13 protein-coding genes and 2 tRNA genes are annotated in these 17437 nt (G+C 29.7%); 6 read left to right on the top strand and 9 right to left on the bottom strand.

Annotated features, from left to right (window positions below):
- The 3 genes from ON24_RS06240 to lysS form a co-directional block, all read right to left on the bottom strand.
- Positions 1–512 (bottom strand): polysaccharide pyruvyl transferase family protein (locus tag ON24_RS06240; protein ID WP_201415765.1); only part of this gene is annotated, 512 nt, incomplete at its 3' end.
- Positions 513–531: 19 nt separating this feature from the next.
- On the bottom strand, positions 532–1698 hold the full coding sequence (locus ON24_RS06245; protein ID WP_040682332.1) for a glycosyltransferase family 4 protein: 1167 nt from the start codon (positions 1696–1698) through the stop codon (positions 532–534).
- Between the two features lie 334 nt (positions 1699–2032).
- Complete coding sequence (lysS, locus tag ON24_RS06250; protein WP_040682333.1) at positions 2033–3619, bottom strand: lysine--tRNA ligase; 1587 nt, start codon at positions 3617–3619, stop codon at positions 2033–2035.
- A gap of 373 nt (positions 3620–3992) precedes the next feature.
- Between lysS and ON24_RS06255 the strand changes: the two genes are divergently transcribed.
- Positions 3993–4154 (top strand): preprotein translocase subunit Sec61beta, encoded by a 162-nt coding sequence (locus tag ON24_RS06255; protein ID WP_016357783.1) that lies wholly within the window; start codon positions 3993–3995, stop codon positions 4152–4154.
- Between the two features lie 160 nt (positions 4155–4314).
- Positions 4315–4389: transfer RNA gene (locus ON24_RS06260), tRNA-Glu, on the top strand.
- A gap of 373 nt (positions 4390–4762) precedes the next feature.
- Here the strand turns inward: ON24_RS06260 and ON24_RS06265 are convergent.
- On the bottom strand, positions 4763–5422 hold the full coding sequence (locus tag ON24_RS06265) for a class II glutamine amidotransferase (protein ID WP_040682334.1): 660 nt from the start codon (positions 5420–5422) through the stop codon (positions 4763–4765).
- Between the two features lie 338 nt (positions 5423–5760).
- On the opposite strand from ON24_RS06265, the gene purB reads away from it, so the two are divergent.
- The gene (purB, locus tag ON24_RS06270; protein WP_040682335.1) at positions 5761–7110 is read left to right on the top strand and encodes an adenylosuccinate lyase; all 1350 of its coding nucleotides are present in this window, start codon (positions 5761–5763) and stop codon (positions 7108–7110) included.
- Between the two features lie 279 nt (positions 7111–7389).
- On the top strand, positions 7390–8238 hold the full coding sequence (locus ON24_RS06275; RefSeq protein WP_040682336.1) for a hypothetical protein: 849 nt from the start codon (positions 7390–7392) through the stop codon (positions 8236–8238).
- 466 nt (positions 8239–8704) lie between these two features.
- Here ON24_RS06275 and ON24_RS06280 read toward each other — a convergent pair whose 3' ends face one another.
- From ON24_RS06280 to ON24_RS06300, 5 genes are all read right to left on the bottom strand, one after another.
- On the bottom strand, positions 8705–10399 hold the full coding sequence (locus ON24_RS06280) for a DUF128 domain-containing protein (RefSeq protein WP_040682337.1): 1695 nt from the start codon (positions 10397–10399) through the stop codon (positions 8705–8707).
- Positions 10400–10547: 148 nt separating this feature from the next.
- A complete protein-coding gene (gene glnA / locus ON24_RS06285) occupies positions 10548–11888 on the bottom strand; it encodes a type I glutamate--ammonia ligase (protein ID WP_040682338.1) in 1341 nt (446 codons plus the stop codon).
- A gap of 539 nt (positions 11889–12427) precedes the next feature.
- Positions 12428–13183: a HesA/MoeB/ThiF family protein gene (locus tag ON24_RS06290; RefSeq protein WP_040682339.1), complete on the bottom strand. Its 756-nt coding sequence runs from the start codon at positions 13181–13183 to the stop codon at positions 12428–12430.
- A 174-nt stretch (positions 13184–13357) separates the two neighbouring features.
- Positions 13358–14533, bottom strand: coding sequence for an aldo/keto reductase (locus tag ON24_RS06295; protein ID WP_040682340.1), 1176 nt, complete (start codon positions 14531–14533; stop codon positions 13358–13360).
- Positions 14534–14735: 202 nt separating this feature from the next.
- Positions 14736–14846 (bottom strand) — tRNA-Met (locus ON24_RS06300).
- A 450-nt stretch (positions 14847–15296) separates the two neighbouring features.
- Here ON24_RS06300 and ahcY point away from each other — a divergent pair.
- Entirely contained in the window at positions 15297–16553 is a 1257-nt protein-coding gene (ahcY, locus tag ON24_RS06305) for an adenosylhomocysteinase (protein WP_016357791.1), read from the top strand.
- A gap of 159 nt (positions 16554–16712) precedes the next feature.
- The gene (locus tag ON24_RS06310) at positions 16713–17369 is read left to right on the top strand and encodes a DUF2119 domain-containing protein (protein ID WP_040682341.1); all 657 of its coding nucleotides are present in this window, start codon (positions 16713–16715) and stop codon (positions 17367–17369) included.
- Positions 17370–17437 lie beyond the last annotated feature (68 nt).

Consider the following 17437-nt stretch of genomic DNA (forward strand, 5'->3'; position numbering starts at 1 on the left):
ATATCTTTATTTGTTTTCTCTTTAATTAGTGAATATATTTCATTTGGTATTGATGAGTTTATAACAATATATCCCTCATCAATAGTACTATCATTATCTTTCCCACTATCTAAAGTTAAAGTTAAGCATCCTGAGAAATATGCGTCTATATTATGTTCCTTTAGGAAATTTACTGTGTGGATATCTCTACATCCTATAGGTTCATGACTTGAAAGGTAATTTAGGCTTTCATCTGTTAATAATGATTCAACTCTTTTTTTATTGTTTGTACTTGTATTAAAATGCATTGATACAAGTAAAGGGTCGATATAATCGGAAGGTGGCCATGCTTCTGGAGAATCTAAATACCAACCATTCATTATCATTTTAACATCTTTTTCTTTATTAAATAGATGGATTTTTTCATGATCGATATAATAATCTATTTTTGGTAAAAATCGTCTAGCAGCAATACTTTGAACTTCATTACCTAAATTTGTTGTATAATTATAAGACATTAATGCATATTTCATTTCAAATACCTTAATATATTTATTTTTCTTTCCAAGTTTTTAATAGTGTATTCATTGTTTTTTCAACACTTGATGTATTTATAACATCTTTCTGTGCTTGTTTATTGATTTTAAATATTTCCTCATTATTTAAATTGGAGATATATCTGATTTTATCTGCTAATGCTTCGGGATTATCTGGTGGAACTATAAAACCATTCTTTCCATCATTTATAACTTCCGGAATTGCAGATACATTAGTTGTTAATACAGTAACTCCATAGGCCATAGATTCAAATATCACTGTAGGTATGCCATCTCTATCTCCATTTTCAGATATTCTACACGGGGAAACTAAGACATCGGATTTATTGAAAACTTTTTCAACCTCTTTAGGTCCGTCTAGACGTCCTTTAATTTCAATATTCTTAAGATTTAATTCATCAATCTGATTTTGAAGATCCTTTTCTAAAGCCCCTGAACCATATATCTCAAATTCAAAATCTTCATCTTCTAAAATCTTTGCAGCATCAATAAATATGTCAATTCCTTTCTTATCTACGAAACGTGATATTGAGATGATTTTTCTTATTCTACCTGTCCTTGGTTTTAATTCATTTATTTTATAGTCGGTAGCTTGTTTAGTTATAACTATTTTACCTTCGGGTACGCCTCTTTTAAGGAGGTAATTTTTATGATATTGACTTAAAGTGAATATTGCTTTACAATATTTGGAGTTACCAATTTCTTTGACTCTATTGATTTTATCCACATCTTTTTTAAAAATATCTACTGCATGGGCGAAAACAGTAAAAGGAATTTCTAATTTTTCTGCAACATCTAGGGTGTATTCGGTACATGGGGGATAAACGAAATGGGTATGAATTAAGTCTATTTTGTATTCTTTTAGTAAGTTTTCAAGATTTTCCATAGGATTATCTTTTTTATCAAATCTTACAACCTCTAAATCAAAATCTAATTCGATAGGTTCCATAGGATCAATATAACAAAAAACAGTTACATTATAATTATTTTTAACTAACCATTTAAGTTCATTTAAAACAAATGTTTGAGATAGTGTTGGAAATCCTTTAAGAACATATGCAATGTTTATTTTATGTAAGTCATCAAAGGATTTGCTCTTTTTAAATGATTTTTTAATTTTTTTAATGATTTTATTTATTGAATTCCTGTTAATGTTTGTCATTATATCTTCCTAATTTTAATCGCTGATTCTTGAGATGTTTTTAAGGTAAATTTAGATTAAATCTATTTTTAAACTTTATAATTTATAAATTTTTTATCTGATTTTGCAATGTGATATTCACTTTAAGTAATAGGGGGATTTGTTTAATTTTTAAAAAAGCAGATTTTTATTTATTTTTTTTATTAAAAAATAATTAAATTTATGTTTAGTATAAAAAAAGTATTATAATTAAATTTTAAGCTAAATAAAATGTTTTTATAAAATATTGATTAATTTAAAAGAAGAAAATATAATGTTTTTATAAAGATATAAAAAAAGAAAATTAAGATTAAGATTATGCTTCTTTTCTTAATCTCTTAACAACAAAGTCTTTATCTAAAGATAATAAAAATGAAGCTGCTCTAGGACCTTGTTTTTTACCAAGTATCATTTTATAAATTGCTTGGAATGCTTTTTGTGGTTTAAGACCATGTGCCTCTAATATTTTATACATCTCGTCATGTAAATCCTCTGATTTTGTAAAGTCATTAGTTTCCATTAAATCAGCAAGATCTCTTAGGAATGCATCTTGTTCTTCTTGAAGTGGTAGATTTGGTATTGATTTGTATTGCACATTAAATTTAACAAATCCCGGTGCATAATTGTCTAACCAATATTTTACATTATTTACCCTTTCCTCATATTGTGCAAGCTCCCTTTCAGTTAGATCCTCAAATTCTTTATCTTCAAAACTTTTTGTAAGCTGTGAATTTCTTTTAAGGATTCCGAAGATCTTCTCTAAATCGCATCCCCCTGCAATTTGGATTGCATTTACAAGGAATCTGTAAGGTGGTCTAAATGGTAATGGACTTCCCTCATGGATTTGAGCAACCCTATAGATCTCTTTAAATTTATGTTCCTCTTTCTTGGATGGTGCCTCTTCCTCATCATAGAATACCTTTTCAACGGTATCGAATTGGTCCATCAAATCTAAAAATTTCATTTTTGGTGAGAAATCTTTAGGTTTCATTGGTTTGCTTCTAAATAGATAATAGTTTAAACTTTCAGCAGGTCCAATCTTTAACCATTCGTCTGGTGCAAAGAATACTCCATGGGATTTACTCATAGCCTCACCATCAAGGGTAATCCATTCATATGGAATTGGATAAGGTGCATCATAACCGAAGATTTCTTTTGAGATAACCTTACTTACATCATAGGATCCACCACTTGCTGCATGATCCTTTCCAAATGGTTCACAGGTGGTATTGAAGATTTTCCATCTTGCAGCCCATTCAACTCTCCATGTAAGTTTTCCGTCACCTTTGGTAATATCACTTACACCCTCGTGACCACATTCACATCTATAATATACTTTATCTCCGTCATATCCATATGCGGTTGTAGTATTTACCCTGCCACATTCCTCACAGATAGGATTATATGGTAACCAGTCTTCAGCTAAAGGTACCCTTCTATATTGGTCGAAGATTTCCCTAATTTCATCGTGTTTCTCAAGGGCCTTTCTTATATAGTCATTGTAGACTCCTGATTTATACATCTCATATCCTGATTTTATTGTAACATCTATTCCATAATCATCTAAGACATTGAATAATGGTTTTTCGAAATGCTCTACAAAGTTTTTACAACATCCATCAGGACATGGGATAGTTGAGTAAGGCATACCTAGGTATTTACTATATGACTCTGGAAGTGGATATGGTACTTTTCTAAGTGGGTCATGATCATCTGCAATCCATATTACCTCCACATCCTGGTCCAATTTTCTTAATGCTTTACCTACGGCATTTGCAATAAATATATCACATGAATTTCCAATATGTATGGTACCAGATATAGATGTACCACTTGCAATAGTGTGTTTTTCTACATCCATCTTACTTAAATCATCAGCTATTCTTTCTATCCAATGTTCCATTTCATCACCATTGTAATTATAATTCGTATTTTTCATTAAATAAATTCTTGACTTTATTGTAAAATTTATATATGATTTTTAAAAAAAAAATTATCAAAACATTTTATATAATTTTAATTAAGCTATAGATAATTAATATAGAAGTTTTAAAAATAATTCTTAATTAAAAACGGATAAATAAAATTTTTTTATAAAAAAAGTTTTATAATAATATTATTATTTAAATTATTATATATATTATTTTTGAAAAATAGGAAATTAAAATAATCTTTTTCATCTACATTTAAATAATATGAAAACAATATATTATAATGATTGATTAGTATTATTTGATAATTCAATTTATTTTAATTTTATAAGTTATGGTGATAAAATGCCTAAAAAGGAAAAAAAATACGACATGCCACAGACTGGTGCGGGATTAGTTAGATATTTCGATGAGGAAAGTGTTGGACCTAAACTTTCTCCTGAACAAGTTGTTATAATGACTATTATCTTAGCAATATTCTGTTTTGTTTTAAGATTCTCTGCTTAGATTCTAGATTATTCTTAAGTAAGAATTTTTATAGTTTTTTTTAAATCCATTAATTAGGGTTTAATTTTTAAAACCATGGTTATTATTCTTAAATCATGTTTAAAATTGTCATGATATTGGGAACAATAATTTAAAACTTATTTATTTAATTATATCTTATGCTCCGTTAGTGTAGTCCGGCCAATCATTGCGGTCTCTCGAACCGCGGACTCGGGTTCGAATCCCGAACGGAGCACTATTAAAATTCTATTTCTGATTTTATTTAATCGGATTTCTATTTTTGAGTCTTATTTTATCTGTTTAATATTTAAAACTGTTTATTTAAGAAAAATGAATGCTTATTTTTGGTTCAATGTTTTAAAAATAGTTAAAAATTTATTTAATAAAATAAAACATTATTTTCTTAATGTTTTCAATAATTGAATTCTAAATAAAATATTTATTTTATTTTAATATCTTAAAAGTAGTTTAATATTTATTTAATAAGACGGAATCTTATTTTTTTCTAATGTTTTTAAAAAATAGTGGTTAATATTAATTATATAAAGTAACTGTTTATATATTGATTGTTAAAAAAAGGTATTTTAGAAGATTAATATTAAATCCTCTTATTCTATTTTATCTTTTAGTTTTGTAAATCCGTTAATAATTCCATCAATAGATTTTAAAACTATTTTCCATTTTATAAATGATAACACTTTTCTTGGTTTTGACTTTTCAAATAAGAACCTTGTAAACTTAAGGTTACTTACTTTTAACCCATTCCAATCATAGTATTCCCCTACGGTTTGAATACCTTCGGTTGTATGTATCGCCATTTTGTTTATTCCATCATCAAACCATTTCACGATTTCCTTTGTTAGCGGAATGTCTATGTGGTTTATGACATCCTTCCAGAATATATATGCGTCACTATATGGTGAATTGTTTTCGGGTTCAAATGATTTTAACTCTCCATTATGGTAGAATAGCTGTTTGGATTCTCCACTTAATCTGTTTTCCTCACCAATAGGGAATGGATGGCACATTTCAGCATTATTTGGTCCAGAAGTTCCATATCTAAAGTGAATGATAGCCTCAATTGGGTATAGTTCTTTAATGATTTCTTCAATTTCATCCCAGTCAGTTAAACCTTTTCTCCAAACAAGCATATCTTCCTTTGGATCATAGTAACTAATGCCTACTCCATGAGGATTCTGTTTATACATTGCCTCAATATCCTCTCTAGAAACGCCAGTATTTGGTGGTTTGATAACAATTACACACATTTTATAAAACTTCCTTAAATTACTTAGAATATACTTTTATAGTTTATAGTTAATTACTTTATCTTAATATATTAATATTTTTTAAATTACTGGTTCTTTGTATGAACCTTTAAAATAGCTAATTATATTTATTTTAAAAAATAGACATATAGTTATATATTATTTTGTAAATCTTTTTTTACAAAAATATGTGTTTAAAAGCTTAAAATTAGATTTGATTTTTTAATTTAATAAGATATCTAATTTTTTTAAGTATTTTTTAAATTTAATTGTTTAATGCATTTTAAATTTTAAATATTTAAAATTATTTTAATTAATTTATTGAGTGAAGTGTTATAATGGCTATACATCCAATTGAATTTAGATATGGAACTCCTGAAATGAAAAGAATTTGGGATTATGAGAATAAATTACAAAGAATGTTAGATGTAGAATCTGCATTGGCTCAAGCTGAGGCTAGTATTGGAATTATTTCTAAGGAAACTGCAGATGAAATCTCATTTAAAGCTAGTACTAAATATGTTAAACTTGAAAGGGTAAATGAAATTGAAGCTGCCAAGAAACATGATATTGCATCTATGGTTCAAGGACTTGCAGAACAATGTGAGGGAGATGCAGGAGAATATGTACATTTCGGAGCAACCTCAAATGATATTGTAGATACCTCAAACTCTTTAATGATTAGGGATTCAATTGATGTCCTTGAAGATAAAATAATTAAGTTAACTAATATCTTACTTGACTTGGCAAAGGAAAACAGGAATAAGGTTTGTATTGGACGTACTCATGGTCAACATGCAATTCCAACTACATATGGTATGAAATTTGCTAATTGGGCTGCAGAACTTAAAAGACAATATGATAGATTAGAACATGCAAGGGGTAATGTATGTGTAAGTATGTTGGATGGTGCAGTTGGAACCACTGCAGCATTAGGTCCTCAAGGTTGGGAAATCCATAAGAAAGTTGCTGAAGAATTGAATTTACCTCCTGCTACAATTACAAATCAGGTTGTACAAAGGGATAATCATGCTGAATTTATTATGGCAATTGCTAATTTGGCATCTACCTTAACAAAGATTGCACTTGAAATTAGAAACCTTCAAAGAACTGAAATCATGGAGGTTGGAGAATATTTCGATCCTAAAAAACAGGTAGGTAGTAGTACAATGCCTCATAAAATGAACCCTATTACCGCTGAAAGAATCTGCGGAATCTCAAGAATTGTAAAATCCTATGTTGCACCTGCTTTGGAAAACAATCCATTATGGCATGAAAGGGATTTAACCAATTCCTCATGTGAAAGAATCATGTTTCCTGAAGCATGTATCCTAAGTGACTATACTTTGGAACTTACAATTAAACTTATGAGTAACCTTGTCTTCTATGACGATAATATTGAGAAAAACCTCAATTTAACTCATGGTCTAGTCATGGCTGAAAGATTAATGGCTGAACTTACAAGGGCAGGAATGGGTAAACAAACTGCATATGCACTTGTGAGGGAGAATGCTATTAAGGCTAATCAAGAACATCTTTTACTTGGGGATTTAATCTTAGAAGACGAAGAGGCAAGTAAATATTTATCTAAGGAGGAAGTTCAAAAGATTATGGATCCTCATACCTATACAGGTTCTGCAGGAATCATTGTGGATGAGATCTTAGAGTCCTCTAAAGACTGGTTCTAAATCCCCTTATCTTGCAGTGAATTCGGATTTCAAAATATTTTATAATGTTGCTCTTATTTTTATAAAATTCAAGAAAACGAGTAATATCTTTAAAATGTTTTAAATCTTTTTAGATTATTTATCAAAAGATTAATATTGTATGAAAAATATTAATTATAATATTTATTTAAATATTCTTATTTTAATGAAATCTTTAATTTATTAAATGGATTCATCTAAGATTTTCAGCATATTTAAATAAATTCAATAAAATTTTCTTTATAATTAAAAGGTGAAAAAATGGTAAACACAAAAGAACTTAGTTCTATTGAATTGTCTTCCTTAACAACTATTGGGATGGGAATTTATGTTTTAATCAGTGTTATCCTTGCAATCATTGCTTTTATAGCTCTTATGGTTATAGGTGGCTCATCAGCTATTACTACTGGTTTAATGCTTATTCCAATGATTATCTTTGGGGCAATTTTATATAGTATTATTCACTTCTTCGGAAGAGGTTATCTTTATAATGTTCTTGTAACTAGGTTAAATGCTATTGATTTTGATATTGAGGAAGGTGAGATAACTAGGATAAACCCTATATCTACCTCACTTGTTATTGGGGTTATTAGTTTAATCTGTTTCATTATCGTTTATACATTGGCATACTTAGTTGTACCTGGATTTGCAAGTTCTGTTCTACAAACATTGATGGCATCTGGACAGATGAATTTAGCATTAATCGTATATAACTTTTTAGTGTTAATGTTAAGTCCACAATTCTTTATTGCTTGTATACTATTATCCTTTGTCTTAACTTTCATATTCGTATGTTTACAAATCTATGTTTATAATTATATTTCTCCAAAAGTTGGTGGAATTATAGTGGATTTTAAAGATGAGGGTAAGTATACATCACTTAAATATGTTGATCCTAAAAGTGCTGCAATTATAGTTTCAATCTGTTCTTTAGTTGTAGATTTAATTGTCTCTATTGCGATGTTAGCAATAAATCATACTGCAGTATTATATGCATTATATAATATTATTTCCGGATTTGTTATAACATTTGTATTGGTTTTCCTAATAGCTTATTTCTACAATTACTTAGCTCCAAAAATGGGTCAACTTAAACTTGAATTAGAATAAATATAACTTTATTCTATTTTTTTATTTTTTTTATATCTGTTTCTTAGCTATTTTTAAATCATATATTCTATTTTTATAAAATTTTAATAGTATTCTATTTTAAGTTTTGTTTATCTATATACATCTTATGGTCAATTTCTTGTTAAATTTTAACCTGTATTGATTAGATTGAAATTAGTTATTTTTTATTTAATAAAGTTTGAAAGATAGTATTTTTTATAGATTGTGCTTTTGTTATAGTCGATTGAAATCTTCTAGCTATTTTTAAAATTTTTAAGATAAGCTTTCGAATTGATAATTAAAATATTGTTAAACTATTGGATTATTAGGCTATTAGATAACTGGTTTAATAATTAAAATATAAGTTAAAAATTAGATAATTGGAAGCTTATAATAAAAATAAGTTGTTAATAATTTAATTTAAATTAAATTGATTGGCAAAATAAGTTATAATGGATTAAATAGTTTAAAATCTATCCATTTCATTAAGGGGCATTGATGTTTCCATTGCTTTTATATCGATATCTATGCCTTTTTCTCTAATGGCCGCTATAGTATTTAATCCACTACCTGCAACAACACCAAATTTGTAGTTGTTTACCTGTGCATTATAGACCATTTCTCTAGGTTTGCCTATTTTTAAAACTGATAAGTCTTTTTTAGATAGTTCCTTTAATATCTCATTACTTTGGTATTGTGCAATGTTTGGAATTTCTTTAATTGATGCAAGAAGTCTTCTAGCACCTGTTTCATCTTTATTGATAGCAGTTAAATCTTTAAGTATGAATATCTTATGGGGATCTATTGAAGAACCATTATATGATATTAGTTCAATAAATGATGATTTATCGTTAACCTCCAGTAATCCACCATATTTAGGCTTACACATAATGCCGTTTTTAATTAATATCCCATCGATAGATAAACTGCATACGGTTGCAATTCCTACTCTATCATGGTTTTTGTTATCTTCAACAATTTTATAATATGGTGTAATATATTCCGGACAATCTTTGTAAGTATTTTTAATGACCTTTAGAGAATCATCTAGATCTTCTTTATTTACATAGGATATGTCTGCAATGATATTTCCCTCGCCGGTTTCCATATCATAATCCACTTCCTCAATAAGATTCCATGATTTTGATAGGAAGAACGGTATTTTGTTATATTGTTTATGGGGGTTTACACTTCTTAATATTGAATTGGCTTTTTTAGTAACAGGTTTCAAATTAGTATAATCCTCTAATTCCTCACCTAACTTGATGTTTACATCGTAATCCAATTCCTTCGCAACACAGAATGGCGTTATTCCTCCCGCTATGACTATTCCTATAAAGTCCTCAGGAACTGGTACACCAAGAATATTTTCTCCTTTCTTACCTATTGCAATAATTCCATTAATATTTGCCTGATTAAGTTTTTCAATAAGTTTTTTTGCTCTATTTCCTACTTTACCTGGAATTATTCTAAAGTTTGCAGGTATTGTTCCATTACCATTATCGATAACATTTAATACAGATGTCATGTTCTTTGCTATAAACGCATCAAGGGGGGTAATGGATGTTTTTTTATAGGAAATTAATTCCTTAAATCTTCGAGGTTCGTAATTTTTAACCTCAATGATTCCACCATATTGTGGCTGTGTAGCTATTCCATTTTTAAGAAATACTCCATCTATTGTTGTTCCACAAATACTCTCAACGGTATATCCTTCCACACCGCCGATCTTTTCTTTGTTAATCTGGATTCTAGGACTGACTGCAATTCCAGTTTCAAATGCTTTTTTAATAATATCAAGTGCTTCCTTATCTAGAACATTTGATTTATTAACAATAACATTTCCAGTTTTTGTATATGGATTAAAAGTAGTTTGATAAATATAATTCTCGAATTTTGAATAGGTAAAATCTATTTCATCATAGACGAGTCCTTTTTCAATACGTGACCTGCCTAGGTCTGTAATTTCTCTACCAGAATAACCAATTTTCTTCGTATAACCCTTTTCATCAAGAATTTTCATGTGGTAACGTACGGCACGTTCACCTAAATTAAATCCTCTGTTATTCAATTCATTAGCGATGACTTTTGAACCTGTTGGTTTTTCTTGTTGGTCTAGGATTCTTAGGATTTCTATCATCCTATTTTCTGATTCAGACATATGACTCCCTTATCTAAAATGTTATTTTATATTCTCATCAAGTTTACTTCCTTATAATTAGAAATTAGATTAAAAAAAGCCCAAAAATAAAATAAAAAAATTATAGGTACTGGTTTAAAAAAATTAAAAAATATGAATTTTAAGAAACTTATACGTCTAAGTATCTGTTATGTTCATATCCAAAGACTTGTACTCTGTAATCATCCCATTCAGAGTATTTGCTTTCAAGGAATTTTTGGGATATGTGATCACCTAAGGAATTCATAATAATAGGGTCTTCTTCAAGTGAATGGTAAGCTTCCCATAAACTTGCAGGTAATACTTTAATACCACTTTCTTCACGTTCCTCTGGAGTTAGTTTGTAGATATTAACTTCAGTAGGGTCACCTGGGTCAATCTTATTGTTAATACCGTCCATACCTGCTGCTAACATTGCAGAGAATGCTAAGTATGGGTTACATGCTGGATCAGGTGCTCTGTATTCAATACGTGTAGCTTTTCCACGTGCTGCAGGAACTCTAACAAGTGCGGACCTGTTTTTAAGACCATATGCTCTGTATACAGGTGCTTCATAACCTGGTACTAAACGTTTGTAAGAGTTTACAATTGGGTTGGTTACAGCGGTAAGTGCTGGTGCGTGTTCTAATAAACCACCAATGAAGTAAAGTGCTTCTTGTGATAAACCTGTTTCAGTGTTATCATCGGAGAATAAGTTTTCGCCGTCTTTGAATAAACTTTGGTGACAGTGCATTCCACTACCGTTTTCACCGAAGAATGGTTTAGGCATAAATGTTACTCTGTAATCCATTTCATCAAATGCTGCCATATTAGCGACAATAGCTTTAATTGCGGTTTTGAAAGTGACTACTGCATCTGCAGTTTTAAGTGCATCATCAAATTTAAATGCAATTTCGTTTTGACCTGGACCTACTTCGTGGTGACTTGCTTCTACTTCAAATCCTAATTTTTGTAAGTTAAAGGTAATTTCTCTTCTGAAATCAGGACCTTTGTCTGTAGGTTCCATATCGAAGTAAGTTGCATTATCATAAGGTAATGGATTACCGTTTTCGTTCATATTAACAATAAAGAATTCTGGTTCTGGTCCAATATTATATTTTAATCCTTTTTTACCAATTTCTCCTAATTGTTTTTTAAGTTGGCTTCTTGGATCTCCAGCAAATGGTTTTCCATCGGTGTTGTAAATATCACAAATAAATCTGCATACTGCTGAATCATCTGGTCTCCATGGTAATCTGGAATAGGTACTTATATCTGGTTTTAAGATAAGATCACTTTCATTGATTTCAACGAATCCGTCAATAGATGATCCATCAAATAATGTACCGTTTGTAAATAAGTCTTCCATATCTGTACTTGGAGGTAATGAAACGTTTTGTGGTTTACCATTGATATCTACAAATTGTAATCTAACGAAAACAATTTCATCTTTCTCCATTTGTTCCATTATTGTGTCTACTTCTTTTGTCATTTTTATTCATCCTTTTAATGATAAAATAATAAAAATAAACTGTATTCATTAAAAATTTTAAAATAAATCATACTCAATTTATATGAAATATTGGTGGTTTATTTTTAAAATTTTATAAACATTTTTTGATTATTATTATTCGCCGGAAAGTAACTTCCTACTTAGATAAGTTTAAATTTTTTAATATATAAACTTTCTTATTTTTCCAAAAATGAGTATGTTTATTTTTTTTAAAATATTTTCGGTGTTTGTCTTATTTTTTAAATATTATTTTAAATATTTTTACTTTATTTTTGATTTTTACTTATTTTTTGAATTTTTTTTATTTTTCTATAAATTTTCCGGAACATCCTTTTCCATAATAGGCCGGTTATTTTGGAAATGATTTATGGATTGTTGACTGGTATAATAATTTAATTGAATTTAAAAAAATGAGTCATTGTCGTAAAAAAAATAAATTTTAAAAAAAATAGGGATTAAATAATTTGATTTAATGTTAATGTTGATTTTATGTGTTTAATCTATTGATTTGTGATTATCTAAAGCTCTATTAATTCAAAAGAGCTTAAATCTAATAGATCAAAGGTTAATATTTCCGGAGCATATGTCACCTTTCCAATGCCTGCAATTATTTTAAATGCCTCAAATGCTTCTAAACTTCCTACTATATTTGGTGTAGGTCCAATTACTGGTGGAACGCCATGTGTCAGTTTATCCAATTCTTTAAGTACATCATCATCCAATTCTTTTCCTTCGGAAGGTAAGTTAAATAGCTCCTCATATGTTTTTGGACTATCTGGTTTAAATACACTTACCTGACCTAATGTTCCATGGATTGCACCATGTATAAATGTCTTACCACTTTTTTTAGCATATCTGCTAATGATTATCCGTGTTTTAAGATTGTCCAGTGCATCTATGATAATGTCAGCATCTTCCAATATGCCTTCCACGTTGTCTTCATTAATCTCACAAACAACTGGCTCTACCTCAATATATGGGTTGATCAACCTTATCTTTTCTTCTGCAACCTTTGCCTTATCCTGTCTTAGAACATCAAGGCTACTTAATAGTTGTCTGTTTAGATTGGACATGTCGAAATAATCCTTATCTATGGCAAGGATTTTTCCAACACCCATTCTAGCAAGCATCTGGATAACAGATCCCCCGATTCCACCACATCCAATTACTCCTATTGTCGCTTCTTTAAATCTTGTTTGTTGACTTCTTGATACAATGCTCATCTGTCTTGTAACAATGTCCCAGTATCCCATTCCTTTGTATCTTGTTGGCATCTTCTATCACATTTTCCATTATCTTTTATTGCTTTATAAATTTTATAATATTACAATTGTTATATTCTATCTATATTTATTTATATATTTAATATTTATATAATTTTACAAATCCTTTTTTAATTTTAGAAATATTCTAGGATATCTTTTTTTGATGCCTTCATGAAATATTATCTAGAAGTGATGGAATGAATCTCCAAAGAATCTTTCAACATTCTTCATTTCTTTTGCAATATTTATTCCCTGAGGGCATAGTGTATTGCAATCTCCACAATGGGTACAGTTATGTGCAAGAGCGCTATCCTCAAAATATGTGAAATACTGCATGGCGGATGCTTTAGGGTTGTTTAGGATTTTTCCAATATTGTATTCCCTAAAGCAATGGGGAATATTCACACCATTTGGACAGGGTAGGCAGTATCCACAGGAATTACAGTCATTACCTTTTTGGGTTTTATATAGGCTTGCAACATCCTTAATTAATTTTTTATCATTTTCAGAAATCATGTTGGGCTTAGAACGTGATGCGATTTCAATATTTGTTTTAAGATGTTCTAATGAGTTCATACCACTCAATACACAATTAACATTTTCCATATCCCAAAGATATTGGAATGCCCATTCAACAGGTGTTCTCTTCTCCTCGGCACTGTCCCATAATTTCATGATGTTTTCCGGAATGTTTTCAACTAGACGTCCTCCACGTAATGGCTCCATGATTTCGGTTCCAATATCCATCATTGATAAAAAGTCAAGTCCTTCAATACCTGTCTGATATGTTTCATCGAGATAATTCATTTGGGTTAAGCCTATTTCCCACTTGTCATAGTCGGTAGTTAAGATAAGTAGTGTTTCAAAGGTTCCATGTGTTGAAAAACCAACATGCTTTACTCTTCCGTCATTTAATGCATCATCTAAAAACTCGGTGACATTTGCATTCTTGTAGTTTTCCCAGTTTTCATTGTTTACAGAATGTAATAGGTAATTGTCAATATGATCCGTTTTCAATCTTTTAAGTTGTTCATCTAAAATATTATCCAAGTCCTCTCTAGAATGGATAAGCCATGATGGACATTTGGTTTGAAGATAAACCTTGTCCCTGTAACCGTTTTCAAGGAACTCTCCAACAAATGGTTCACTTGTACCTGGACCGCCATGAACCTCTTTTGAGTGAAAAGAGTATCCGGTATCAATAAGGTTTATTCCCTTATCTATACCATAACTTAAAAGTTCACTTGCTTTTTCCTTATCTATTTTACTATTGGAGTTATCTAAGGTTGGAAGTCTCATAGTTCCTAACCCTAAAATTGATACTTTTTCATTAGTTTTTCCCAATTTCCTATATTCCATTGAAGCACCTGAAACTTAAAAAATTCTTTTAAAAATAATATATATTAATTATTATTACTTTTCTTTAAAAAAATCTTTCTAAATTATCATTAGTCTAATGAAATTTTTAGATTAAAATAGATATTCAAGTAAAATATGTAATTTATAAAATCAATAAAAATCTGTAAAAATAGTTTAATGGTTTTTCCTGGGATAATTTATATGCCGGGGGCGGGATTCGAACCCGCGGCCTCACGGTATCCCAGGAATTCAGTCAGAGCATAGCTAAAAAACCCTATGAGCCGTGCGCTCTAACCAGCTGAGCCACCCCGGCATTATACTATGTATAATACTATTTAATTTAAGTTTTTAATAATATATATACTTTGTGGTATATGGTATATTTTTTTATAAAATTTTTCAGTTTATTAATTTTTAAATTCATTTAATCATGTAATTCCAACATGTTTCTATTTGGGCAAACATTTTTTAAAACATTTTGTTTTTTTATCTAGGATTATTTAAATCTAAAACTTTTGGTTTTAATTGGAATCTAACAGTTGTTTATGGTTTATATGATAATCATTATTTATTCGGTTAATATGATTGTTGTCTTTATATTGTTTTTATACAATAATATTTAATATTATTAAAAGTTAAAAATAATATTGTATAGATTTTCATTTGAAAATTATTTTTTTATTAGTTATATTGAAATGGAATACTTTAATATAATCTGATCTTTAAATGATTTCTTTTTTAAAAACGATTATTTGTGATATATATGAGTAATGTAAAGGATATGTCTCTTGCAGATGATGGAATAATGAAAATTGAATGGGTTCAAAAACATATGCCTGTTCTTGAACATATTAAAAAGGTATTTGAAGAAGAAAAACCTTTTGAGGGAATTACTATAGGTTCATGTTTACATTTGGAACCTAAAACAGTTAATTTAGGTTTAACATTACAAGCAGGTGGAGCTGAAGTAGCTATGACTGGTTGTAATCCTCTATCTACTCATGATGATGCTGCAGCTGGTGCAGCGGCATTAGGTTTAAACATCTATGGTTGGAGAGGTCAAAGTGATGAGGAATATTATGAAGCTATTAATAATGTTCTAGATCATAAACCTGATATTATAATTGATGATGGTGCGGATATGATTATGTACCTACATAGTAATAGACAGGAACTTTTATCCCATATTAAAGGTGCTTGTGAAGAAACCACTACTGGTGTACATAGATTAAAAGCAATGGCTGATGATAATGCATTAAAGTTCCCTGTTGTAGCGGTAAATGATGCTTATACCAAATATCTATTTGACAATAGATATGGTACAGGACAATCCTCATTGGATGCTATTATGGGTACAACCAACATGTTAATTGCAGGTAAGAACTTCACCGTCTGTGGATATGGATGGTGTGGCCGTGGTGTTGCAAGTAGGGCAAGAGGTTTAGGTGCAAATGTTATTGTAACTGAAGTAGATCCAATTAGAGCTTTAGAGGCTAGAATGGATGGTTACAGGGTAATGCCTATTAGGGAAGCTGTTAAAATCTCCGATATTATCATTACTGTCACCGGTAATATTAACATCATATCCGGTGATGATTTTAAATATATGAAGGACGGATGTATGCTTTGTAATTCCGGTCACTTTAATGTTGAAATTAATAGGGATGATTTGGAAGCTCAAGCAGAATCTGTAAAGACTGTAAGGGAAAGTATTGAAATGTTTACAATGAAGGATGGAAGAAAAATCTATCTTTTAGCTGATGGAAGACTTGTAAATCTTGCAGCTGCAAGAGGCCAAGGACACCCTGCAGAGATTATGGATATGAGCTTTGCAGTTCAGGCTTTATCTGCCAAATATATTTTAGATCATGACGGTAAGATGGATATTGGTGTTATGAAAGCACCGGATTCAATTGATGAGACTGTCGCAAGATTAAAACTAAAAGCTATGGGAATTGAAATAGATTCTTTCACAGACCGTCAAATCGAATATTTATCTGACTGGCATGAAGGAACATAATCCTGTTTTTTAATCTTTTATTATTTTTTTTATTTTTTCTTTATTCTATTGAATTTAATCTCTCTAGAATTAGTATCTTAATTTGAAAAGGTATTAAAGTTAGAGTGATATTATAGAAAGTTCTGCTATTTTATTTTAACAATTATTTCTTTGATTATTATGGGATATTTTAAACATATTGATAATGGTGATGGACCTACTAAGCTATTTCTTGGAGGAGTTCATGGTAATGAAGGTAAAACTGCTATTAAGATGATTAACCGTCTTAAACGTGAAGATTTTGCCAGTGGTCAGATTTATATCTATAACTTTGATTCCTCACCCTATATTTCAACAGTAGATAAAAGATACTATGAATCTGAAATGGGTCAAAAGGTTATAAGCTTGATTAACAAGTATAAACCGGACTTTTATACGGAGCTTCACTGTTATAATATAGAGCATTTTAAAAATCTTACAAGTATGTCCAGATTTGAATCTCAAGGTGTTCCTCCCTTAATTGATTGTGGGGAATATGTTTTAGTTAGTTCTGTTTCCCCATTAATTAGAATTAAGTATTTCACTAAAGAAACCATATGCAAAACATTGGAGATTCCTTGCCTACATGATGAGAAAAAATTGGACAATGCGATTGAAAATTATGGATTCAATCCAGATAAAGCTGTTGACAGATATATGGATCTATTGTATCTTATTACACAGTCTGTATCCCGTAAGGATTTTACGGAAAGAATATCAAAATATTATCCCACCCAGGTTGATCTTGCAAGGGAATATGTTAAAAAGATTTTTGGAGAATTCTTCCCTCCATTTTAGATATCTAATAAACTTTTTTTTATTTCATAATTGCTTAAAATTTTTAAAAAATTCTAAAAAAAGATATC

The organism is Methanobrevibacter boviskoreani JH1 (assembly GCF_000320505.1).
Lineage (GTDB): Archaea > Methanobacteriota > Methanobacteria > Methanobacteriales > Methanobacteriaceae > Methanarmilla > Methanarmilla boviskoreani.